The sequence below is a fragment of the Streptomyces sp. NBC_01224 genome, assembly GCF_036002945.1.
GTDB lineage: Bacteria > Actinomycetota > Actinomycetes > Streptomycetales > Streptomycetaceae > Streptomyces.
The window spans coordinates 4363275-4385182 of record NZ_CP108529.1 but is presented as its reverse complement, the minus strand read 5'-3'; the positions used below and the strand labels follow the sequence as shown (position 1 = coordinate 4385182).

General features: G+C 69.8%; 22 protein-coding genes, 1 tRNA gene, 3 pseudogenes and 1 riboswitch. Of the genes and pseudogenes, 16 read left to right on the top strand and 10 right to left on the bottom strand.

Annotated features, from left to right (window positions below; genetic code table 11):
- Nucleotides 1-29: 29 nt before the first annotated feature.
- Nucleotides 30-395 (bottom strand): annotated as a pseudogene (locus tag OG609_RS19415) (site-specific integrase); the annotation flags it as partial.
- Nucleotides 396-468: 73 nt separating this feature from the next.
- Here OG609_RS19415 and OG609_RS46225 point away from each other — a divergent pair.
- On the top strand, nucleotides 469-690 hold the full coding sequence (locus OG609_RS46225) for an aromatic-ring hydroxylase C-terminal domain-containing protein (protein WP_442818081.1): 222 nt from the start codon (nucleotides 469-471) through the stop codon (nucleotides 688-690).
- A gap of 215 nt (nucleotides 691-905) precedes the next feature.
- Complete coding sequence (locus OG609_RS19410) at nucleotides 906-2372, top strand: IPT/TIG domain-containing protein (RefSeq protein WP_327278107.1); 1467 nt, start codon at nucleotides 906-908, stop codon at nucleotides 2370-2372.
- Nucleotides 2373-2592: 220 nt separating this feature from the next.
- Here OG609_RS19410 and OG609_RS19405 read toward each other — a convergent pair whose 3' ends face one another.
- The gene (locus tag OG609_RS19405) at nucleotides 2593-3015 is read right to left on the bottom strand and encodes an arsenate reductase ArsC (RefSeq protein WP_327273982.1); all 423 of its coding nucleotides are present in this window, start codon (nucleotides 3013-3015) and stop codon (nucleotides 2593-2595) included.
- A gap of 94 nt (nucleotides 3016-3109) precedes the next feature.
- Here OG609_RS19405 and OG609_RS19400 point away from each other — a divergent pair, with 94 nt between their 5' ends.
- The 6 genes and pseudogenes from OG609_RS19400 to OG609_RS19375 all read left to right on the top strand — a co-directional run bounded on the left by OG609_RS19400 (nucleotide 3110) and on the right by OG609_RS19375 (nucleotide 5551).
- Nucleotides 3110-3418, top strand: coding sequence for an ArsR/SmtB family transcription factor (locus OG609_RS19400; RefSeq protein ID WP_327273981.1), 309 nt, complete (start codon nucleotides 3110-3112; stop codon nucleotides 3416-3418).
- Nucleotides 3415-4542, top strand: coding sequence for an ACR3 family arsenite efflux transporter (arsB, locus tag OG609_RS19395; RefSeq protein WP_327273980.1), 1128 nt, complete (start codon nucleotides 3415-3417; stop codon nucleotides 4540-4542). The genes OG609_RS19400 and arsB overlap by 4 nt, the downstream gene beginning before the upstream one ends.
- Complete coding sequence (locus OG609_RS19390) at nucleotides 4542-4763, top strand: DUF2180 family protein (RefSeq protein ID WP_327273979.1); 222 nt, start codon at nucleotides 4542-4544, stop codon at nucleotides 4761-4763. Before arsB ends, OG609_RS19390 begins: the two co-directional genes overlap by 1 nt.
- On the top strand, nucleotides 4709-4909 hold the full coding sequence (locus tag OG609_RS19385; protein ID WP_327273978.1) for an FAD-dependent oxidoreductase: 201 nt from the start codon (nucleotides 4709-4711) through the stop codon (nucleotides 4907-4909). Before OG609_RS19390 ends, OG609_RS19385 begins: the two co-directional genes overlap by 55 nt.
- Nucleotides 4888-5205 (top strand): annotated as a pseudogene (locus OG609_RS19380) (pyridine nucleotide-disulfide oxidoreductase); the annotation flags it as partial. The gene OG609_RS19385 and the pseudogene OG609_RS19380, both read left to right, overlap by 22 nt.
- Nucleotides 5206-5233: 28 nt before the next feature.
- The gene (locus OG609_RS19375; RefSeq protein ID WP_327273977.1) at nucleotides 5234-5551 is read left to right on the top strand and encodes a DsbA family protein; all 318 of its coding nucleotides are present in this window, start codon (nucleotides 5234-5236) and stop codon (nucleotides 5549-5551) included.
- 7 nt (nucleotides 5552-5558) lie between these two features.
- On the opposite strand, the gene OG609_RS19370 is transcribed toward OG609_RS19375, so the two are convergent.
- Nucleotides 5559-5807 carry a hypothetical protein gene (locus tag OG609_RS19370; RefSeq protein WP_327273976.1) on the bottom strand — a complete coding sequence of 83 codons (249 nt, stop codon included), beginning with the start codon at nucleotides 5805-5807 and terminating at the stop codon, nucleotides 5559-5561.
- Nucleotides 5808-5898: 91 nt separating this feature from the next.
- Complete coding sequence (locus tag OG609_RS19365; protein ID WP_327273975.1) at nucleotides 5899-6264, bottom strand: ArsR/SmtB family transcription factor; 366 nt, start codon at nucleotides 6262-6264, stop codon at nucleotides 5899-5901.
- 104 nt (nucleotides 6265-6368) lie between these two features.
- Between OG609_RS19365 and OG609_RS19360 the strand changes: the two genes are divergently transcribed.
- Nucleotides 6369-7763 carry an NAD(P)-binding domain-containing protein gene (locus OG609_RS19360; protein WP_327273974.1) on the top strand — a complete coding sequence of 465 codons (1395 nt, stop codon included), beginning with the start codon at nucleotides 6369-6371 and terminating at the stop codon, nucleotides 7761-7763.
- A 64-nt stretch (nucleotides 7764-7827) separates the two neighbouring features.
- A pseudogene (locus OG609_RS19355) lies at nucleotides 7828-7992 on the top strand (VOC family protein); the annotation flags it as partial.
- A gap of 223 nt (nucleotides 7993-8215) precedes the next feature.
- Here the strand turns inward: OG609_RS19355 and OG609_RS19350 are convergent.
- The 3 genes from OG609_RS19350 to OG609_RS19340 form a co-directional block, all read right to left on the bottom strand.
- Entirely contained in the window at nucleotides 8216-9094 is an 879-nt protein-coding gene (locus OG609_RS19350) for a COG4705 family protein (RefSeq protein WP_327273973.1), read from the bottom strand.
- Nucleotides 9095-9550: 456 nt separating this feature from the next.
- Nucleotides 9551-10939 (bottom strand): FAD-binding oxidoreductase, encoded by a 1389-nt coding sequence (locus OG609_RS19345; RefSeq protein WP_327273972.1) that lies wholly within the window; start codon nucleotides 10937-10939, stop codon nucleotides 9551-9553.
- Between the two features lie 228 nt (nucleotides 10940-11167).
- Nucleotides 11168-11578 (bottom strand): SHOCT domain-containing protein, encoded by a 411-nt coding sequence (locus OG609_RS19340; protein WP_327273971.1) that lies wholly within the window; start codon nucleotides 11576-11578, stop codon nucleotides 11168-11170.
- Nucleotides 11579-11871: 293 nt separating this feature from the next.
- Between OG609_RS19340 and OG609_RS19335 the strand changes: the two genes are divergently transcribed.
- The 6 genes from OG609_RS19335 to OG609_RS19310 all read left to right on the top strand — a co-directional run bounded on the left by OG609_RS19335 (nucleotide 11872) and on the right by OG609_RS19310 (nucleotide 17753).
- The gene (locus OG609_RS19335; protein ID WP_327273970.1) at nucleotides 11872-12093 is read left to right on the top strand and encodes a hypothetical protein; all 222 of its coding nucleotides are present in this window, start codon (nucleotides 11872-11874) and stop codon (nucleotides 12091-12093) included.
- A 96-nt stretch (nucleotides 12094-12189) separates the two neighbouring features.
- Nucleotides 12190-13389, top strand: a complete 1200-nt coding sequence (locus OG609_RS19330; RefSeq protein ID WP_327273969.1) for an SPFH domain-containing protein — start codon at nucleotides 12190-12192, stop codon at nucleotides 13387-13389.
- A gap of 121 nt (nucleotides 13390-13510) precedes the next feature.
- Nucleotides 13511-13584: transfer RNA gene (locus OG609_RS19325), tRNA-Met, on the top strand.
- 314 nt (nucleotides 13585-13898) lie between these two features.
- Nucleotides 13899-14987 carry a PP2C family protein-serine/threonine phosphatase gene (locus tag OG609_RS19320; protein WP_382907483.1) on the top strand — a complete coding sequence of 363 codons (1089 nt, stop codon included), beginning with the start codon at nucleotides 13899-13901 and terminating at the stop codon, nucleotides 14985-14987.
- Between the two features lie 335 nt (nucleotides 14988-15322).
- Nucleotides 15323-15475, top strand: a riboswitch (cyclic di-AMP (ydaO/yuaA leader).
- Between the two features lie 11 nt (nucleotides 15476-15486).
- The gene (locus OG609_RS19315) at nucleotides 15487-16668 is read left to right on the top strand and encodes a M23 family metallopeptidase (RefSeq protein ID WP_327273967.1); all 1182 of its coding nucleotides are present in this window, start codon (nucleotides 15487-15489) and stop codon (nucleotides 16666-16668) included.
- Nucleotides 16669-16808: 140 nt separating this feature from the next.
- Nucleotides 16809-17753, top strand: a complete 945-nt coding sequence (locus OG609_RS19310; RefSeq protein ID WP_327273966.1) for an aldo/keto reductase — start codon at nucleotides 16809-16811, stop codon at nucleotides 17751-17753.
- A gap of 64 nt (nucleotides 17754-17817) precedes the next feature.
- On the opposite strand, the gene OG609_RS19305 is transcribed toward OG609_RS19310, so the two are convergent.
- The 3 genes from OG609_RS19305 to lhgO form a co-directional block, all read right to left on the bottom strand.
- Entirely contained in the window at nucleotides 17818-19533 is a 1716-nt protein-coding gene (locus tag OG609_RS19305; protein WP_327273965.1) for a PrsW family glutamic-type intramembrane protease, read from the bottom strand.
- Between the two features lie 87 nt (nucleotides 19534-19620).
- The gene (gene trmB / locus OG609_RS19300) at nucleotides 19621-20541 is read right to left on the bottom strand and encodes a tRNA (guanosine(46)-N7)-methyltransferase TrmB (RefSeq protein WP_327273964.1); all 921 of its coding nucleotides are present in this window, start codon (nucleotides 20539-20541) and stop codon (nucleotides 19621-19623) included.
- Nucleotides 20534-21790, bottom strand: a complete 1257-nt coding sequence (gene lhgO, locus OG609_RS19295; protein ID WP_327273963.1) for an L-2-hydroxyglutarate oxidase — start codon at nucleotides 21788-21790, stop codon at nucleotides 20534-20536. The genes trmB and lhgO overlap by 8 nt, the downstream gene beginning before the upstream one ends.
- Nucleotides 21791-21908 lie beyond the last annotated feature (118 nt).

Here is a 21908-nt window from a genome sequence, read left to right as displayed (position 1 = left end):
GCAGTGAGGGAAAACCCCCCTCTGACCTGCTACTTAGCGCCTCGATCGGTTTCATCCGGTCGGGGCGCTTCGCCTTCTCCGGCCTCGTGCGTGAGCGATGCGTGAGCGGACGGTCCGACAGCAGGGGTTACGGAGGGGGCCTTACGGGCACGTGGCACCAGCGCGGCGGCGGCTTCGGCGGCAGCTTTGTCGACCTCGGGCAGCAGGCTCGTGTACGTGTCCGAGGTCAACGTGATCGTGGAGTGGCGCAGCGTCTCTTTCATCGTGTGCAGATCGCCGCCCCCGCCGTGGGTGAGGGTGTCCGCGACGTGACGCAGATCGCGGAGGGTGATGGGCGGCAGCTCGGTGGTGGCAAGGATGCGTCGGAACGTCTCGGAGACCGTCTCAGGGTGCAGTCAGGAGCCGTCCTCGTAGTTGTCAAAGGGCCGGAGGCTGATGCCTCCGGCCCTTTGCCTATGAGCGGGAGGCATCCTCGCCCCGGGCGGCAGCCGAGTCCTCGAGGATGCGGCCGGATGGCGGGACCGCCTGTCGACCGTGGCGGCCGCCCCTGCCGACCGCGGCGATCCGTCGGCCGCGTTCATCCGCCCCGACGGCATCGTCGCCTGGGCACCGCCCCGGGCCTGCCCGCGGACACCGCCGCTCTGGCGACCGCGCTGCGCACCTGGCTCGGCGAACCGCACACACGTATGACGAACGGCCAACAAGGTGAACCTGGTCAACCTGAAGGCAGGAAAAGCACCGGACAACGCGGAGGGGAGGTCTGATTGTGTGCGATCCAATCTGACGGTCGGTTCGGCACAGATCTGCCCTGATGCTGCCGAAAGGCCGTCCCACCTCCGCACCGGCAAAACATCCGAGGAGCAGGAACGACGATGGCGCCCGATCCGACAATCGCCCAGGTGACCATGACCCTGGCTGCCCTTGCAGCCACCGGGGCTACCCCGCGTCCGTCCGGGGAAACCCCGGAGCATCAGACCGAGCGAATCCTCACCGGCATCGACGCGCAACTGAGCGATCCCAGCCTTGCGACGCAGGGCGCGTGGAAGCTGGTGTGGCTCGCCCTGAGCGAGGCCAACGCCAATATGGCCTACATCGCACAGAGCACCAACGGCTCGAACGAGTTCGCCGTGGTCGCTCGCGGAACGGACGCCGACCTGACCGACATCCTTGAGGACCTCGAGGTCGGCACAGTCGTCCCGTTCCCCGAAAGCGGATCGCCGAAGCCCATCGCCGTTTCCAAGGGGGCGATGGATGCGTTCAAACGGGTTGTCAACGCCCGCTCGATCGCCTCACCCTCCCCGAACGTCACGCTCGCTCAGGCGCTCGCCGCCGTGCTCAAGTCGGCGCCCTCCTCGCCGCAGCCGACCGTCTATCTGACCGGTCACAGCCTGGGCGGTTGCATCGCCACCATGCTCGCACCGTACCTGCAGGCACAGACCTGGCCGAAACAGCCGAAGTTCGCGGTGATCACCTATGCCGCTCCCACCGCCGGCGTGCAGAGCTTTGTCGACTACTTCGACTCCGTGCCGTGGGTCATCGACGAGCGCCAGAACAACGCCTACGACCTGGTACCGCACGCGTGGGCCGATCTCGACACCACCGCCGACTGGTACCCGAGCCCGGGACCGCAGGCGACCGAAGAAGTGAAGCTGCTCATCGGGGCAATCTCCAAGCGCACCAAGGCTAACGTCTACGTCCAGCCCGGCACGCTCTGCCTGATGAACACCGGATACACGAGCCTTGCCAAGAACCTGGTCAACAAGACCACCCAGGACTTCCTCGGCCAGGTCGCCTTCCAGCACGCCAACTCCACCTACCTGGACCTGGTGGGGGCGCCTGCCGTCCCTTCCGGGCCGGTGGTGACCGACGTGACCCCCACCTTCGGCGCACCAGGCACCACGGTGACCATCAACGGCACCGGTTTCAGTCCGGACAGCGTGGTCGACTTCGGCCACTTCGCCTGCACCAAGCGCGACATCGACCCCTCCGGCATCAGGATCACCGCTCAGGTCCCCAACGGAACCGGCGTCGTCCACGTCCGCGTCACCAACACCCTCGGCACCTCCCCGGCCGTCGCGATGGGGCAGTTCGCCTATGGCGGACCCGCACCTGTGGTGGTCAGTGCGGTCAGCCCGACCAGCGGAAAGGTCGGCACCCCGGTCACCATCAGCGGCTCGGGCTTCGCCGATGGCGCCACCGTGCACTTCAAGGACAAGGCATCCGATTCGGTCAAGTTCGTCTCCACCGGCCAGATCACCGCAACCGCGCCCGGCCAGCTCGACGACCACCAGACGGTTGACATCACCGTGACGGTCGGCAAGGCCACCTCTCCCACCAGCCCGGCCGACGAGTTCACCTACACCGGACGCTAGCGTCCGCACGCCCCGTTCCCGGGGTGGCCCTTCGCGCAGCCCCGGGCCCTTGCCGCCGACCGGTCGAACCGTGCCCGGGCGAGGGATCGCCGCAGGACCGTTCGCCCTGCGGCGAGCAGGCTGTGCCTGCCTCGTCTGGCAGTCGGCCCCCGCCCACCGCCTATATGTGCGGCCTTTAGTCGAGGGCCGGAACCGATGATGACGACGTCGCGTATGTCGCTCACGCCGTGGCCTCCGGGGCGATCTCGGCGATCAGGCCCTCGATGAGGGTCTTGATCTCGTCGCGGATGGGGCGGACCGCTTCGACGCCCTGTCCGGCCGGGTCGTCGAGCTTCCAGTCCAGGTAGCGCTTGCCGGGGAAGACCGGGCAGGTGTCACCGCAGCCCATGGTGATGCATACGTCGGACTCGCGGACGGCGTCGATCGTGAGGATCTTCGGAGTCTCGGCGGAGATGTCGATGCCGACCTCGGCCATTGCCTCGACGGCGGCCGGGTTCACGGCGTTGCCGGGGTTGGAGCCGGCGGAGCGGACCTCGACGCGGTCCCCGGCCAGGTGGGTCAGCCAGGCGGCGGCCATCTGGGAGCGGCCGGCGTTGTGGACGCAGACGAACAGGACGGACGGCTTGCCGGAAGACTCGGCCATGTTGATCGTTCTCTCTCGTCGCATGGCGGGACCAGCCGCCAATGACTTCAGCCCTCGCTGGTATCAGCAGGCAATGATGTGAAAGTATCAGTACATGCTGACTTCAGTCGATCCTGATCTGATCCGGGTACTGGGCGATCCGCTCCGCCTCCAGATCGTGACCCTGCTGGCCCGCGAGACGCTCTGCACGACGCACCTGGTCGAGGAGACCGGAGCGAAGCAGACCAACCTGTCCAACCACCTGAAGGTCCTGCGCGAGGCAGGTGTGGTCGAGACGGAGCCGTGCGGCCGCTTCACCTACTACAAGCTGCGCCCCGAGGTCCTGGCCGGCCTCTCCGAGCAGTTCGCCGCGCTGGCCGAGTCCGCCCGCAGCGCCGCCGGGAACAAGAGGGCCTGCCCGTGACCACCGCGCGTACCACGACGGCCACCGCTGCCGACCGAGCAGCGGGCGGGGACGACTCGATCGTCAGGAAGCTCTCCACGCTCGACCGCTACCTCGCGGTGTGGATCCTGCTCGCCATGGCCGTCGGCCTGGGCCTGGGGCGCCTGATCCCGGGGATGAACGACGCACTGGCGAAGATCGAGATCGGCGGGATCTCCCTGCCGATCGCGCTCGGCCTGCTCGTCATGATGTACCCGGTGCTGGCCAAGGTCCGCTACGACAAGCTCGACACCGTCACCGGCGACCGCAAGCTGATGGTCTCCTCGCTGGTCATCAACTGGATCGTCGGCCCCGCCGTCATGTTCGCCCTGGCGTGGATCTTCCTGCCCGACCTGCCCGAGTACCGCACCGGCCTGATCATCGTCGGCCTCGCACGCTGCATCGCCATGGTCATCATCTGGAACGACCTCGCCTGCGGCGACCGCGAAGCCGCCGCCGTACTCGTCGCCCTCAACAGCGTGTTCCAGGTCATCGCGTTCGGCCTGCTGGGCTGGTTCTACCTCGACCTGCTGCCCCGGTGGCTGAACCTCGGCAACGGCCAGGGCCTGGACGTCTCCGTCTGGCACATCGCCCTCAACGTCATCGTGTTCCTCGGCATCCCGCTGCTGGCCGGGTTCCTCACCCGCCGCATCGGCGAGCAGAAGATGGGCCGCGAAGGCTACGAGCAGCGGTTCCTGCCGAAGATCGGCCCCTGGGCTCTGTACGGGCTGCTGTTCACGATCGTGATCCTGTTCGCCCTGCAGGGGAAGACGATCACCTCGCAGCCCCTGGACGTGGTCCGGATCGCCCTGCCACTGCTGGTCTACTTCGCGATCATGTTCTTCGGCACCTTCCTGCTCGGCAAGGCCCTCGGGCTGGCCTACGACCGCACGGCCACGCTGGCGTTCACCGCGGCGGGCAACAACTTCGAGCTGGCCATCGCCGTCGCCATTGCCACCTTCGGCGTCACGTCCGGCCAGGCGCTGTCCGGCGTCGTCGGCCCGCTCATCGAGGTGCCCGTCCTGATCGGACTCGTGTACGTCGCGCTGGCCTGGCGCAAGAAGTTCAGCCCCGCAGCACTCACCACCCCGGGAAGGGGCGACTGATGCACTGCCTCGACTGCCGCACCACGGGAACGAACAGCACCACCGTCGGCGTCTGCCAGGGCTGCGGAGCCGGGGTCTGCGCCGCGCATGCCCGCATCGCGACCCGGAGCGTGCGACGTGGCGGTCTGATCGGAACCCCCGGTGAGGCCGAGGCGCGGACGGTGCTGTGCCCGGTGTGTGCCGCAGCCGAGGCACCGGCCGCATCGGCTCTGACCCGGTGACCGGCGTGGTGGACGTCGTGGTGATCGGCGGCGGGCAGGCAGGGCTCGCCGCCGGCTACCACCTGCGCCGCAAGAAGCTGGATTTCGTGATCCTCGACGCGCAGAGCACGCCCGGCGGGGCCTGGCAGCACACCTGGGACTGCTGAAGGCCCAGCCGATGTTCGAGCGGCTCGTGGCCGACGGCATCCGATGGGCCGACGGAACGTCCGCCCGTGCGGACGCGGTGGTCTGGTGCACCGGTTTCCGCCCCGCCCTTTCCCACCTCGCCCCGCTGGGCCTGCGCGGGACTCGTGGCCACATCGCCACCGACGGCACTCGCGCGGTCGGTGAGCCACGGCTGCACCTGCTCGGCTACGGCGACTGGACGGGGCCGGCCTCCGCCACTCTCATCGGAGTGGGGCGCCCCGCACGCGACGCCGTCCGGCAGATCGCCGAGCTACTGGCCCGAGTGCCTGGGGCATGCTGGAGGCATGCGGATCGAGGTCGTGGTCGTGAAGGAATGTCCGAACGAAGAGCTGGCTGCCGGCCGGTTGCGGCAGGCGCTGGAGGCGGCCGGGCTGGACGAGGCCGATGTCGTCACACGGGTGGTCACCGACCAGGCCGAGGCCGAACGCATCGGCTTCACCGGCTCCCCGACCATCCTCATCGACGGTGAAGACCCGTTCGCGGAAGCCGGACGGGCGCAGGGGATGACTTGCCGTCTCTACCGCACGCCCGAAGGCTTGGACGGCGCACCCAGCATCAGCCAGCTGCAACAGGCGCTCACGACCGCCTCCCATCACTCCTGATCCCGGTTCACCCGGCCACTGCGGTACGCATTCGCTTCAGGACGTGCCCGGCATCCCGGCCGACGCCGCGCAGGGTTTTGGAGGGGAAGCTGCGCTGGAACTCCATGCCGACGACGCCGAGACCCGGGACCGCGGTGGAGAGGCCGCCCTGATGCAGCGGCGCGCTGTTGGTGTCCAGAGCGCCCGCTCCGGTCAGGTAGGGGAAGGTGAGGCGGTATCCGGTGGCGAGCAGGACCGCCCGGGCCGACGGAGCCACGATGGCCCAGCGCGTCTGCGCCCTCCAGGCGTACCTGGCGCGGTGCTGCCCGCCCGACTGCACCGGCTGACCAGCAGGCGCCGGCCGGAGATCAGGTGCGCAGGTCGAGCAAGGCGGACATGGCCGCAACGACGGACGGCGCGACCTGGTAGTAGACCCAGGTCCCGCGCCGCTCGGAGGTCAGGAGACCGGCCTCGCGCAGCTTCTTCAGGTGGTGGGAGACGGTCGGCTGGGAGACACCGACGTCGGAGATGTCACAGACGCATGCCTCGCCGCCCGGGTGCGAGGCGATCTTGGAGAACAGGCGCAACCGCACCGGGTCGGACAGGGCCTTGAACATGAGGGCCATCTTCTCCGCGTCGTCCTGCGACAGCTCCCCGGCGGTGATCGGCGGACAGCACGGCACCACGGCCCCCGGGTCGAGGACCGGCAGCTCCGCAATCTCTGACTTCGACATATGTCTATGTTGACACTCATCGATACCCAGTGGCAAGCTCCAGATATCGACAGCAATCGAAACAGCGGCCGGACCAGCCGCCCATCTCGGAGGACATCACCGCCATGACCACCACTGCAGACCTGCCGGTCGTCGTCATCGGCGCCGGCCCCGCCGGGCTGGCCGCCGCCGCCCACCTGGTCGAGCGCGGCATCGAACCGCTGGTCCTGGAAGCAGGACCAGCCGCCGCCGCAGCGGTCCGCGACTGGTCGCACGTGCGACTGTTCTCCACCTGGGGCGAGGTCACCGACCCAGCCGCCGAGAAGCTTCTGGCTCCGACCGGCTGGACCAAGCCCGACGCGGCCACCTACCCGTCCGGCGGGGACTGGGCCGAGCAGTACCTCCAGCCGCTGGCCGACGTCCTGGGCGACCGCGTCCGCTACACCGCCACCGTCACCGGCATCTCCCGCACCGGCCGCGACCGCATCGTCGACGCCGACCGCGAAACCCAGCCCTTCGCCGTCCACTTCACCACCGCCGACGGCAGCGAGGAGCGCGCCCTCGCCCGCGCCGTCATCGACGCCTCCGGCACCTGGACCACCCCGAGCCCGGCCGGGGCCAGCGGCCTGCCCGCCCTCGGCGAGAAGACCGCGGCCGACCGCATCACCTACCGCGTCCCCGACCTCAAGGACCGGGCCGTCCGCGACCGTTACGCAGGCAAGCGCGCCGCCGTGATCGGCTCCGGCGCCTCCGCGTTCACCGCCCTGGCCACCCTCGCCGACCTCGCGAAGCAGGAGCCCGGCACACACGCGGTGTGGATCCTGCGCCGCGGCATCAGCGGATCCACGTTCGGCGGCGGCACCGCCGACCAGCTCCCCGCCCGCGGTGCCCTCGGCCTGGCCGCGAAGGCCGCCGTCGACAACGGCCACGCCGACGCGGTCACCGGCTTCCGCACCGAGAGCATCCAGCGCACCGATGACGGCCGCCTGACCCTGACCGGCGAGGACGGACACCGCCTCGACCCGGTCGACGAGGTGATCGTCCTGACCGGCTTCCGCCCCGACCTGTCCTTCCTCTCCGAGATCCGCCTCGGCCTCGACGAACGCCTCCAGGCTCCCGTCGAGCTCGCCCCGCTCATCGACCCCAACCAGCACTCCTGCGGCACCGTCTACCCCCACGGCCACCGCGAACTCTCCCACCCCGAACCCGGCATCTACCTGGTCGGCATGAAGTCCTACGGACGCGCACCCACCTTCCTCGCCATGACCGGCTACGAGCAGGTCCGTTCCGTCACCGCCGCCATCGCCGGTGACACCGAATCCGCCGACCGCGTCGAACTCACCCTCCCCGAAACCGGAGTCTGCGGCGGCGCCGGACTCTTCGACGATCCGGCAGCCGACCAGGCCGACGCCGGAGGCTGCTGCGCCACTCCGGTACCCGCACTCGTACAGATCGGCGTCGGCACCTCTCTGCCGGTCGCAGCCGCCGATGAATCGTCGTCGTCCGGCAGCTGCTGCTGACCTGACCCCAGCGCCCCGGCCCCCGACGGCCGGGGCGCTTCCACCTCGCGTCAGGAGGACCGTCATGTCCCGAGTACAGCTCGCGCTGCGCGTCCCCGACCTTCCCGCCTCGATCGCCTTCTACAGCAAGCTCTTCGGCACGGAGCCGGCCAAACTGCGCGACGGCTACGCCAACTTCGCCATCGCCGACCCCCCGCTCAAACTTGTCCTCATCCAAGGCGGGCGAGGGGGAAACCCCTCTGACCTGCGGCTCAGCGCCCCGACCGGTTTTTGCCGGGCGGGGCGCCTGGTTGTACGGGGCTCTTGCGCCAGTCCCCGTTCCGGTCCCTGGGCGGACCGAACACCAGGTCTCCTCCCGGGGCTTCGACGCTCCAGGTGCCTGTGCTTTACGAAGTGACGTCTCGGAGTGTCGGACGAGCCGTCGCGGTCGCGCACGACAAAGGAACGTGTGGTTACGACGGCTGGGCGTCGCGTTCGCCCCGTTGGGCGGTGTTCTTGCGCTCCTGCGCGTGGGCGTGGGCCATGAGGCCGAGGAGGATGACCAGGAGTACGGCCGAGGAACCCGGTGTGCCGAGATCGAGACCGCCCTTGGCGGCAGGCTTGGTGAGGAAGTCACCGGCGGTGGCGCCCAGGGGGCGGGTGAGAACGAAGGCGATCCAGAACAGCGCGACATTGGGGACGGCCGGCACCCGCATCAGGGCTGCGAGTACGGCCAGGAGTGCTGTGACGAGCAGGGCGCCGCCGGCGTAGCCGAGGCCGGAGCTGTCGGAGAGAAAGTCGCCCATGGACGTGCCCAGTGTGTTCGACACCAGGATCGCGGACCAGAAGAGGGCCTCACCGCGGAAGGTGACGATGTCGCGGATGGCGAAGGTCTGTCCGGTGAGCTTCCAGACGATGAAGATGGCCATCAGCAGGGAGATCAGGATCGCGGCACCTGCGGGGTATCCCAGGCCCAGGCCCTGCGGGCCCCAGCCCAGCGAGGTCGTGCCCGCCGTGAGGTACTCGGCGCCGGCGTCACGGTTCATGAAGTCCGACATGGTCGTGCCGGCCATGCTTGTGGACAGGATGACCGTCCAGTAGAAGAACGGGTTGTAGCGCTTGGACCGCAGCTGCACCACCAACGTCACCGCGAACACCAGGAACAGTGCGATCGTGGTGAGGAAATAGCCCAGTTGCAGCGTCTGGGAGAACAGATCTCCGGCCGTCTCACCGAGGGTGGTGGCGGCGATCTTCATGATCCAGAAGGCCAGAGTGACCTCCGGGAGCTTCTTCATCACGTACCGGCGCTCACTGGCGACATCCACCGCGGTGAGGAATTCCGACTGTCCCAAGGCGCACTCCTGGTCGACGGTTCGGCGCTTCACTGCGCGGGCAGTGGGCGACCCGTTGTTGTGTGACAGCGGTGAACGGCATCAGTCGCCCGGCTCGGGCGCCGGCCCCTCGCCGCATCTCTACGCCTGTGCAACGTAGACCGTCTACAGTGATGTAGACGGTGTGACACTCCCGTGGACGGTGAGCTGTACGCGGCCGTTACCGGATGCCGGCGCGGGTCTTCGCGCGTATGGGGCCGGAAGGGGGCGACGGCGATGTGCTGACGGCCGGTCCGACTGACGGTTGCTCAGATTCCGGCGATGCGATGACCACGATCGATCCGGGGGTGGGGCAGTCGGTCAGCGACGGCTGAGGGGCCACGACGGCGCCGCTGTCGCCATGGATACCGAAAGCGGTCGAGCGCCCGCAGCCCGCAGCCCGCAGCCCGCGGCCCGCAGCCCGCTCCCGAGGCCGGGTCAGGCCACCGGCTCGATGTTCTGGTTGGCGTGGAAGAAGTTGTGCGGGTCGTAGGTGCGCTTGATGGCCGCGAGTCGCTCGTAGTGGTCGCGGTAGGTGGCGCGTACCCGGTCCGGGGTTTCGCCCGCGCCGATGAAGTTCACGTACGTACCGCCCATGGAGTGCGGGTGCAGCTCCTCCCAGTAGTCGACGCACCACTGCCTGAGCTTCTCGGCGTTGTCCGGGTCCGGATCGATGCCCGCGATCACGCCGGACCAGACCGCGTCCCGGTAGGCCCAGGCGGTGTCGTCGGCGCCCGGCCGGTGGGCGGCGCCGTCGACCGGGTACAGGTGCGTGGTCGACAGGTCGGTGGGGAGGTTCTCGGCGTACTTGGCGTGTACGGCGATGGCGTCGTCGGTGATCCGGTCGAAGAAGTTGCCGCGCCAGTACCACTGCAGGCCGGCAGGGAGCAGCTCGTCGAACATGGACTGCAGGGCGGTGTAGGGCATCGGTGCTGTGAAGTGGAAGGCGGGCGGGCCGGGGTCGTTCACGGGTTTCAGGGTGGCTTCGAGGAGGTCGGGGTCGCCCGTCCAGCACCACACGACACCGCACATCTTCTGACCCTGGACCTCCTCCGGGAACGGGGGACCGGGCGGCACGGTGAGCGCGGCGAAGAAGCCGTTCAGGTCCTCGGGGGCCTGGGGCAGGAAGTCGCGGTACCAGCGCAGTATTTCGGGGGTCCGGTCGACCGGCCAGAGGGTGATGGCGACGCCCACGGTGTCCACCGGGTGCATCCGGAAGGTGAAGGAGGTGACGATGCCGAAGTTGCCGCCCCCGCCGCGCAGCGCCCAGAACAGGTCGGGGTGGGTGGCGCCGCTCGCCGTCACCGCAGTGCCGTCCGCCAGGACCACGTCCGCGGCCAGCAGGTTGTCGGCCGTCAGGCCGTATCTGCGGGTGAGGTGGCCGTGGCCGCCGCCCAGGGTGAGCCCGCCGACGCCGGTGGTCGACTGGATTCCGGCGGGGGTGGCCAGTTGGAAGGCGTGCGCCGCGTGGTCGAGGTCGCCGAGCGTGGCGCCGCCGCCGACCGTGGCCGTTCGCGCGGTGGGGTCGATGTGTGCCCAGCGCATCGGTGACAGGTCGATGGTGACGCCGTCGTCCGCCAGGCACAGGCCCGCGCCGCTGTGTCCGCCGCCGCGGACCGCGAGCACGAGACCCTCGTCCCGGACGAAGTCGACCGCGGCCATGACGTCCGCCGTGTCGCTGCACCGCACCACGGCCGCCGGACGTTTGTCGATCATGGCGTTGTAGATGGTGCGGGCGGTTCGGTACTCCGGGTCCTGCGGACCGATGACGGGACCGCGCAGCGCGCTCCGCATCGCGTCCAGGGTTTCGAGCGTGGTGCCGTTCATGGTCCGGCCATCTCCCTGCTCGCCGAGATGGGCACCGCACTCCGCCCGGCCCGCTCTGTCGGGCCGTCGGAGTGTGCAGATGTACGCCGGTGCTCCGGCACCCCCAGAACCGCGGGCGGAAGCGGCCACCCTGGGCTGATGTCTCAAGCCTCCCCGCGGTCCGGCAGCCGTGCCAGTTCGCCGGACCGGGTGGAGGGAGACATGCGCGTCACGGCCGCGGGGATGTGCTCAGACGAGGAGCTTCGTCTTCGCCCGCTGGTACTCCTCGTCCGTGAGGGCGCCCCGGTCCTTCAGCTCGGCGAGTTTCGCCAGGTCGTCGACGTGACCGCCCTTCTTCGGGCCGCTCGCGTCGGAGGTGCCTGCGGCTTCCCGTACGTACGCCTTGAAGGCCGCTTCACGTTGCTGCGCCTCCTTGATGTCCCGCTTCCCCATGGATTTGCCGCGCACGATCACATACACGAGCACGCCGATATATGGCAGCAGCAGGGCCACGATCAGCCAGCCGGCCTTGCCCCAGCCGCCGAGGTCGTCGCTGCGGAAGATGTCCGCGATGACCTTGAAGAGCAGGAACAGCCACATGATCCAGAGAAAGAACCAGAGCATGGTCCAGAAGAGGTTGAGCAGGGGGTAATTGTCCACTGTCGGCTCCCCGATCAGCGCGAGTCCATCGCGTCGACTGGCTGGATGGTAAATCAGTCATATCACCACATAACTACCCTCGCTCGTTGTCGTTCGGGGCCGTCCTCCGGGCGATCCTCCGGGGCGGGTGCGGAGTACCGTGGAAGTGTCGAGGGAGGCTCGGGCCTCCAGGAGGCGGGGTCGCCTCGTGTTCATGAAGCGGCGTGAGAAACGGCGTGGACAGCGGTGTGAGATGCGACGCGGAGAGCGGCGTGAGCGGCGGTGTGAGCAAGCAGGGACGCTCGCGAGGGCGCATGCACACGGCAGATGAGTCCGCCCGGAGCCCGGTCGGGGCGATCGGTCGCGTCACCGTGCCGATTCCCGCCGATGGTCCGGGCGAAGTGCTGGTGGCCGTACGGGGTGGGTCGGAGGCCTACACCGCATGGTCGGCGACGTCGATCGACAGGGACACACGCGTCGTTGTCGTCGACTCGGTCTCGGCGCGGGGCGTGATCGTGGAACGACTGCCGTCCTGAGCCGAAGCAATGACGTCGCCACGCCGAGCAGTGAGGCACCTGCGTCGAGCAGTGACGTAGGTACATCGAGCAGTCACGTACGGCAGGAGTCTTCCGATGTTCTTCTGGCACGTTCCCGCCCCCAACGAGGCGATGCTCATATCCGGTTCCAAGGGGCAGACGCTGGACACCCAGTTCCGGATCGTCACCGGACACGGCAGTTTCGTGCTCCCGGTGAAGCAGAAGGCGCGCATGCTCTCCCTGGCGCTGCGCGAGGCGGAGATCACCGAGGACTGTGTGACACAGCAGGGAATCCGTCTCAACGTCCGCGCGGTCGCCGTCTTCAAGGTCGGTGACGACGCTGTCTCCATCGCCAACGCCGCACGCCGCTTCCTGTCCGAGCAGGAACAGATGGAGGAGCTCGCCGGCCGGATATTCGCCGGTCACCTGCGTTCCATCATCGGCGGGCTGACCGTGGAGCAGATCATCCGCGAGCGCAACCGGGTCTCCCAGGAGGTCATCGCGGGCAGCCACGGCGAGATGGAGAAACTCGGCATCGTGGTGGATGCCCTCCAGATCCAGGAGATCGACGACGCCACCGGCTACATCAACAACCTCGCCGCCCCGCACGCCGCCGCGGTCGCCAGCCAGGCCAGGATCGCCGAGGCCAAGGCCGACCAGGAAGCCAGCCAGCGCGAGCAGCAGGCCGCCGCGCTCAAGGCGGAGTACGAACGTGACACCGCGATCAAGCGGGCCGGCTTCCTGGCCGAGACCGAGCAGTACAACGCCCGCGCCGCGCAGGCCGGACCGCTCGCCCAGGCCAGGGCCTCGCAGGAGGTCATCGAGGAGCAGACCTCGCTGGCCGAGCGGCAGGCCGCACTCGCCGCGCAACGGCTCGAAGCGGAGGTCCGGCGTCCGGCGGATGCCGAGGCGTACCGTCAGCGCACTCTCGCGGAAGCGGCCCGTGACCGGGTGAAGTTCGAGGCCGATGGCAGCGCGTACACCGAACGGACCCTCGCCCAGGCGCAGGCCGACGCCAACAGCGTGCGCGCCACCTCGCTGCGCGACGGCAACCAGGAGCTCATCGCGGCCAACCGCATCGTGGAGAACCTGCCCGCCCTGGCCGACGCGGCCGCCCGTGGCATGTCGGGGGCCGACCTCACCGTTCTCAACGGCACCAATGGTGTCAACGAGATGGCGGCGGGCGTGGTCAGCCAGGGGCTGGCGATCCTCCACTCGCTGCAGCGCGGCGCGAACCCGATGAAGCCCGCGGCGGTCGACGGGAAGGCCACTCCTCGCATCACCGAGACGAACTGAGGGGGCGGGGGCCACGCTGCTCGGCGTCACCACGCCGGGCACACGGGCCGGGCGCCGAGTGGCCATGATTCGCCGAGTGGTCATTCGCGCGCCGGACATGCCGTAGAGTTGTGTTTACCGACGCGGGGTGGAGCAGCTCGGTAGCTCGCTGGGCTCATAACCCAGAGGTCGCAGGTTCAAATCCTGTCCCCGCTACTGAAGAATCAGGCCCGGCACGCATGCAGCGTGCCGGGCCTGATTCATTTCCGCGTCGCGTTCCGGGGCGTGGCGCGACCGGCCTGCGGGCCCATGAAGGAGCAGGTCCGGGCGGTGTGTGAGCTGTACCACGTACGTACCCCCATTGGTCGATGCGGAGTCGCCGCACGGCTCCGCTCCGGCGAGCCTGGGGGTGGGGCGCGGTACCGTCCGCAGCCGCGCGCGTACCGGGCAGGAGACCACAGGTGTGGAAGCGGCTGAAGCGGCGCGGCAGACATGCCGAGGGTGGCACCCGTTCCCGGCGGTTCGTCCGCATGCTGCCCGCCCTGATGATCCTCGGTGGGCTGGTGTTCGATCTCCTCACCCCGCCGGTCTTCACCGCCATTCCGCTGTTCGTGGCGGCGCCGCTGATCGCCGCGCCGTTCTTCTCGCTGCGCAGCACCATCGGTACCGGCATTGCCTCGATGGTGGCCGTCACCTTGCTGCGGTGGTACAGCAACCCGTTGCCGTTGGTCGTGCCGTTGATCGAGCTGCTCACTCTGGCCACCGTCTCGGTCCTCGCGGTGGTGATCAACACGGTCGTACGGCGCGGCAATGAGCAACTGGCCTCCGCGCGGGTCATCGCGGAGACCGCCATGCGGGCGGTGCTGCCGAAGCCGTCCGACCGGATCGGCGGGCTGCATGTGGCGGCGCGGTACGAGGCGGCGCAGGCGGACGAGTTCGTCGGCGGCGACCTGTTCGCCGTGGCGGACACCCCGCAGGGGGTGCGCCTGGTGGTCGGGGACGTACGGGGGAAGGGGCTCGACGCCGTGGAGTCGGTGGCGGTGGTCATCGGGGCGTTCCGGGAGGCGGCCGAGCAGGAGCGCTCGCTGGAGGGCGTGGCGCAGCGGCTGGAGCGGGCGCTGGCGCGGGAGGGGGCGCGGGGCGGGCTGGACGCGGTCGAGGGCTTCATCACTGCCGTACTGGCCGAGATCCCGTCCGGAGTGTCCCGGGTGCGGATCGTCAACCGCGGTCATCCCGAGCCGATCCTGCTGCACCCGGACGGGGCGGTGGAGGTGCTGGGGTCCACGGTGCCCGCGCTACCGCTCGGGATGGACCTGGGGGTGTGGCCCGACCGGGCGGACGAGTGGGATCTGCCGACGGGGACGACCCTGCTCCTCTACACCGACGGCCTCTCCGAGGCACGGAACGCCGATGGGGTCTTCTACGACCCGGCGGCCCGGTTGCGCGGGCGGATCTTTCCGGGGCCCGAGGAGCTGCTGTCCGCGCTGACCGATGACGTGCGGCTGCACACGGGCGGTGAGACGACCGACGACATGGCGCTGCTCGCGGTCGTACGTCCCGCGGAGGGGCAGCCGGACCGGCGCAGGACCGTGAAGATCGTGGGCCTGGAAACGGCGTGACGGGTAGGGCGGGTGCTTCGCGTGAATCGGGTGCCTCGTGCGGGCCGGGTGGCTCGTGCGGGTCGGGTGTTTGGCGCGGCCCGGGGCGCGGCCTTGTGCGCGCGATGCCACCGTACGTAACCGAAAGGCGTCGCTCCGCATAACATTTGACGCAACGTCAGGAACCGGGTAATGACTGAGGGGCGATCAACTCGTCCGATTCCACCCGGTTGTGTCCCGTAAAGTCCAGGCCAAAGACCTGAACGATCAGTGGGAACAGCTTGGAATCAGGCCCGTGTGTCTATTAACGTTCGATAACGCAGCGCGGTCGTCCCAGCCGTCGTCAGTGGCGGCACCGTGCGCGAGCGCCGAATTCCGCAAGGGAACCGGGGAACCACCTACATGGGGTGAATCGGACACCTGTGTCTCGTGAGAGGCAGAGGGGCCCGTAGGAGACCTTCCTGCTCCGAACCCGTCAGCTAACCCGGTAGGCGAGAAGGAAGGAAAGGAGTGCGCCCCCGTGGCGTCCAACAAGCCTGCCCCCGAGGCCCCCTCTCGGTTCAACCCCGAGTTCAGTTCCGACTTCGGCGCCGACTTCGGATCCGATTTCGGCTCCGACTACGGAACCGCTGGGACGGGAACGGCGTTCGGCGCCGAGACGGGCGGCGACTTCGCCGGTGAGTTCGGCAGCGAATTCCGCGCCGACGGCAACAGTGAGCCCGACAGAAGCTGGGACGAGTGGAATCCCACCGAGGAGTCCGTCCGCCCCGTACGCGGCAAGCACCGCGTCGCCAAGCAGCGCAACGGACTTGCCCGTAGCTCCACGGTGCTCGGGGTCGGTGTCATCGCGGCAGTCGGCGCGGGCGGCATGGCCACCGCGCAGAGCAAGCCGCCGGTCTCCATCTCCCTTCCCGACTCCATCTCGGACAACCTCCCCGACGCCAAGTCCCTTCCCGGCGTGGGCTCCCTGTTCTCCGGTGAGTCCGAGGCCGACAAGGCCGAAGCCGCCGCCGCTGCCGCCCCGCTCACCACCGCCGGCCTCACCGCCGCCGAGGCCGAGCAGGGCACGACGGACGCGGGCGAGGCACTCCGGGCCCGCATCCTCCAGCAGGCCGAGCAGCAGCAGGACGCCGCCGACGCCGAGGCCAAGGCGGCGCAGGAGAAGGCGGCCGCGGAGAAGGCCGCCGCCGAGGCCAAGAAGCAGCAGGACGCGGCCGAGGCCAAGGCCGCCGCCGAGAAGAAGAAGGCGGAGGCGGAAGCCAAGGCGAAGGCCGAGGCCCTGCGGCTCGCCAAGCTCGCCGCCAGCTACGCCATCCCGACCTCCTCGTACACGATCACCTCGACCTTCGGCCAGGCCGGCTCGATGTGGTCCTCCGGCTACCACACCGGCCTCGACTTCGCGGCGCCGACCGGCACCCCGATCAAGGCCGTACACGGCGGCACCATCAAGTCGGCAGGCTGGTCCGGTTCGTACGGCTACCGCACGGTGCTGGAGCTCGACGACGGTACGGAGCTGTGGTTCTGCCACCAGTCCTCGATCGGCGTCAGTGTCGGCCAGAAGGTCACCACCGGTGAGACCATCGGCCGGGTCGGCGCGACCGGCAATGTCACGGGCGCGCACCTCCACCTGGAGGTCCACACCCCCGACGGTACGGGCATCGACCCGATGGCCTGGCTGCGCGACAAGGGCCTCAATCCCTGATCCGCCGGCCGCCTCCCGGCCTTCGTGATCCGAGCCGGTTCACAGGCCGTTGAACCCCGGCAGTCCTGACGCTCACCCCCCGACGTCAGGGCTGCCGGTCTGCCGGAATAGCGGACTCGCCGGAATCCGTTGATCTGGATATGACTTCTCTTCGTAAGCTGGGCCCTTCCGACCTTCAGGTCTTCCCGCTCGCCCTGGGCGGCAACGTCTTCGGCTGGACCGCCGACGAGGCGCAGTCGTTCACCGTGCTGGACGCCTACGCCGCGGCGGGCGGCAACTTCATCGACACCGCCGACGCCTACTCCGCCTGGATCCCGGGCAACGAGGGCGGCGAGTCGGAGACCGTCATCGGCAAGTGGCTCGCGGCACGCTCCAACCGTTCCGACATCGTGGTTGCCACCAAGGTCGGCGCCCACCCCTCGTACAAGGGTCTGTCCGCCGCGAACATCAAGGCCGCGGCCGAGGAGTCGCTGCGCCGGCTCGGCACCGACCACATCGATCTGTACTACACGCACTTCGACGACGAGACCGTCCCGGTCGAGGAGATCATCACCGCCCTCGATCAGCTGGTGAAGGAGGGCAAGGTCCGGGAGATCGGCGCCTCCAACATCAGCCCCGAGCGGCTCCAGGCGTCCCTGGACTTCTCGGAGCGCGAGGGGCTGGCGCGTTACGTCGCCCTGCAGCCGCACTACAACCTGGTCTCCCGCGACACGTACGAGGGTGAGCTCCAGGACACGGCTGCCCGGGCCGGGCTCGCCGCCGTCCCGTACTTCGCCCTGGCCTCCGGCTTCCTCACCGGCAAGTACCGTCCGGGTGCTTCGGTGGAGAGCGCGCGGGCCGAGAAGGCCGGTCAGTACCTGGAGTCGGAGCGGGGGCAGAAGGTCCTGGCGGCACTCGACAAGGTCGCCCAGGAGCGCGACGCGGAGATCGCGACCGTCGCGCTTGCGTGGCTCGCGTCCCGGCCGACCGTCGCCGCGCCGATCGCCTCGGCCCGTACGGTCGAGCAGCTGCCCGCGCTGGTGGCCGTCGCCGACCTCTCGCTGACCGAGCGGGAACTGGCGGACCTCACCGAAGCATCCGCCTGACGAGGGCGGCGCAGCCGTCCACGGATCTCGGACGACTGCTCGCGAACGCCCCTGGAGCGCTGTGCTACTGCGGTGGCGGCGGTCGGTGCGGGGTCAGATAGGGGTTGTGGCCGTAGCCGCCGTACTGCGTGTGCTGCGGGAACGGGTATGCGTAAGGGGCCGTCGGCAGGCGGTGGGGGTGCAGGCGGCCCGTCGCCTGCGCCGCGTACGTCAGGGCGGGAGCGGCCACGTCCCTGCGCTGCCAGAGGTGGTGCAGCAGCTCCAGCTCGCGCTCGGCGAAGTCCGGGCCCGCCGCGCCGCGGCGGGCCTGCCGACGCAGCGATGCCAGTGATGTCGCGAACGATTCGTACTCGGCCACGGCGCGGGCGGCAGCCCTGCCATGAGCCTTGGCCTGTGCTTTGGCGTGTGCTTTGACCTGGGCCGATGGTCCGCGCCTGGGCGACGCATGCTGCCCCGGCGGCGCGAATCCCGGTCCGTGTCCCGGCCCGTACGGGGGCGCGTATGCCGGTCCGTACGGTGGGGCGGACCCCGGTCCGTACGGTGGGGCGGACCCCGGTCCGTACGGTGGGGCGGACCCCGGTCCGTACGGTGGGGCGGACCCCGGTCCGTACGGTGGAGCGGACCCCGGTCCGTACGGTGGGGCGGACCCCGGTCCGTACGGACTTGCCCAGTTCTCCCGGGCTGCGAGGGTGTGCCGGTGGCGTGCCACGTCGCGTGCCATACCGCGGGCCCGCATCGAGGAGAGGGCGAGTGGTTCGGCGGGGGTCAGCCAGCCGGCCGCCGCATAGGCGGGCAGCTCGGCCGAGAGCGTACGCAGCTCCCGCCGGCGCGACCAGATCGCCAGCCAGGTCACCAGGCCGAAGACCGGGACCATGAACACCCCGTACACGGCATAGAAGCCGTACGGGCCCAATGACGCCGACCCGTTCCACAGGGCGTGCATGCCCATGGCGAGGACGAGACCCAGCAGCGGCAGCGCGATGCGGCGGATCCGGTGGTGCCGCGCACTGACCGCGGCGAGCCCGAAACCTATTCCGGTCAGCACCGTGAAGAGCGGATGCGCGAACGGCGACATCACCGCCCGTACGAAGAACGTCGCGGCGGTCATCGAGACGACGCCCGAGGTGCCTATCTGCTGGTCCTCACCGAAGGCGGTGCCCAGGTAGAGGATGTTCTCGGTGAAGGCGAAGCCGCTCGCGGTGAAGCCGGCGATGACGACACCGTCGACGATTCCGTTGAACTCCCGCCTTCGGAACAGGAAGATCAGCAGGACGGCCGCGGCCTTGGCGCTCTCCTCGACGACCGGTGCTATGACCGTGGCGCCGAGGGTGTCGGCGTCCGACGGGTCGGCGGTGGCCGTGGCTATCCAGCGGGTCGCGAACGAATTCGCGATGATCGCGACCAGGGCGGCCGCGAACGCACCCCAGGCGAAGGAGAACAGCAGATTCCGCCACGGCGCCGGTTCGACCCGGTCCAACCAGCGGAACGCCGCCATCAGGAGTGGGACGGGCAGCACGGCGAGACCCAGACCTACCAGAAACCCCTCGGTGCCCGTCTGATCGCGGACCAGGGCCAGGATCGCCAGACCGCACAGCGCGAGCACCGTGAACACGGCCGCGATGCGGAATGTCCTGCTGCGCCACACCATGCCGACGCGGCGCGGCCGGTAACGCCAGTGCCTGCGCTCCGGCACGGCAGCCAAAATCTCGCCGACCCGCTGCTCCTCGAGAAGCGGGACGGCCGGCTGCGACTGCCGTTGCTGGACAGACTCGTCGGACACCACCCGATGACCCTAACGAGCAGCACTGACAGCCGGCCATGGGGCGACGGGTCCGTCAGGTCTCGTCACCGGCTCCGCGCGCAGGTCTCAGCGGCGGGCGAAGAGCAGGTCGTGCACGACATGGCCCTTGTCGAGGCCCTGCCCCTCGAACCGGGTCAGCGGCCGGAACGCCGGCCGCGGCGCATAGCCGCCGTCCGCCAGGGTGTTCTCGAAGAGGGGGTGCGCGGTCAGCACCTCCAGCATCTGCTCGGCGTACGGCTCCCAGTCGGTCGCACAGTGGATCACGGCCCCCGGCTTCAGCCGCTGCGCCACCAGATCGAGGAACTCCGGCTGGATCAGCCGCCGCTTGTGATGGCGCTTCTTGGGCCATGGGTCGGGGAAGTACACGCGCAGTCCGTCCAACGAGTCCGGCTTCAGCATCTCGCGCAGCAGGATGATCGCGTCGCCGTTGGCGACCCGGATGTTGGACAGGCCGTTCCGGTCCGCGAGACCGAGCAGATTGCCCTGGCCCGGGGTGTGCACATCGACGGCGAGAATGCCCGTACCCGGGTCGTCGGCCGCCATCTGCGCTGTGGCCTCACCCATTCCGAAACCGATCTCCAGTACGACCGGGAGCCCGTCGAACAGCTCGGGCAGGTCGAGGACGCACTGCCCGTCGATGTCCAGGCCCCACTTCGGCCAGAGCCGCAGCAGGGCGTCCTCCTGGCCGGGCGTGACGCGGCTGCGGCGCGGCTGGAAGCTGCGGATCCGGCGCTCGTGGTGCGATCCGGCCGGATCGATCGCGGGTCCGCCGGGGAAGCGCGGCTCCTGGCGCAGCCTGCGCTGCCGCTCGAAGGAGGCGGCGCGCAGATCGTCCGGAATCCCGGCAGCGGCGGAGGCGGGGGCGTGGACCGAGGAGACGGTGCCCGTCCCGGCTGCGGAGCCGCTCGCCCCGGCTGCGGCCTCGCCGGGCGTCGGAGCGGAAGGATTCGAGGAGGGATCTGCGGAGGGGTTCAAGGACTCAGACACAATGCCCCGATTCTACGGCGGGCGGCTTCCACCCCGTCCCCCGTGCCCGGAGCAGCGCCCTGCGTGCCACCTCCCGCCCGATGGGCAGGGAGGCCGTCGCGGCGGGCGACGGAGCGTTCAGCACGTGCACGGTGTGCGGGGCCTCACGGATCAGGAAGTCGTCCACCAGTGTGCCGTCCCGCAGCACGGCCTGGGCCCTGACCCCGGCCGGGGCCGGACGCAGATCGGACTCCGTGACCTCGGGCAGCAGTCGCTGCACGGCTGCCGTGAACGCCCGCTTCGACAGCGAACGGTGCACCTCGCCCGCCCCGTACCGCCAGTGTCTGCGCGCGATCTGCCAGGTGCCGGGCCAGGCCAGGGTGTCCGCCAGCTCACGGGGGCGTACGACGGGCCAGCCGTACCCCTCGCGCGCCAGCGCCGGCACCGCGTTCGGCCCGACGTGGACGTTGCCGTCGTGGCCACGGGTCAGATGCACGCCGAGGAACGGGAACGCCGGATCGGGCACCGGATAGACCAGGCCGCGCACCAGCTCCGGCCGCGCCAGCTCGTAGTACTCCCCCCGGAAGGGCACGATCCGCACCCCCGGGTCGTCGCCCGCGAGCCGCGCCACCCGGTCGCAGTGCAGCCCCGCGCAGTTGACCAGCACCCGGGCCCGCACCACTGGACCGTCCGCCGTACGCACCGCCACCCCCCAGGGGCGCCGGTCGATCGCGGTGACCTCCGCCCCGTAACGGATCACTCCGCCCGCCCCGCTCACCTCGGCGGCGAACCGCGCCGCGACCGCCCCGAAGTCGCACACCCCGGTCGTCCCGACGCGGATCGCGGCGAGCCCGTGGACCTGCGGCTCGTACTCCGCGATCTGGGCGGGCCCCAGCTCGCGCACCGGCAGCCCGTGCTGGCGGCCGCGCTGGACCAGTGCGTGCAGCCGGGGCAGCTCGGACCGCTCGGTCGCGACGATCAGCTTGCCGGTCACCGCGTGCGCGATGCCGTGCTCGGCGCAGAAATCCACCATTTCGGCAGCGCCGCGCACCGCGTAACGGGCCTTGAGCGAGCCGGGGCGGTAGTAGATGCCGCTGTGGATCACTCCGCTGTTGCGCCCGGTCTGGTGACGGGCGGGGCCCCACTCCTTCTCCAGCACCGCCACCCGGGTGCCCGGAGCGGTGCGCGTGATCGCATACGCCGTCGACAGGCCGACGATCCCGCCGCCGATCACCAGCACGTCGCAGTCGTACGCCGCGTGCGTCATCATCACGCCACCTCCCACCCCGATAGTGCACTGACCCACTGACATCGCATTCAAACCAGCGAAGCCCAGCGTGGCGCCGAATCCTTACGCCTGGCGGCGGCCGGATGCCGCCAGGACGCCG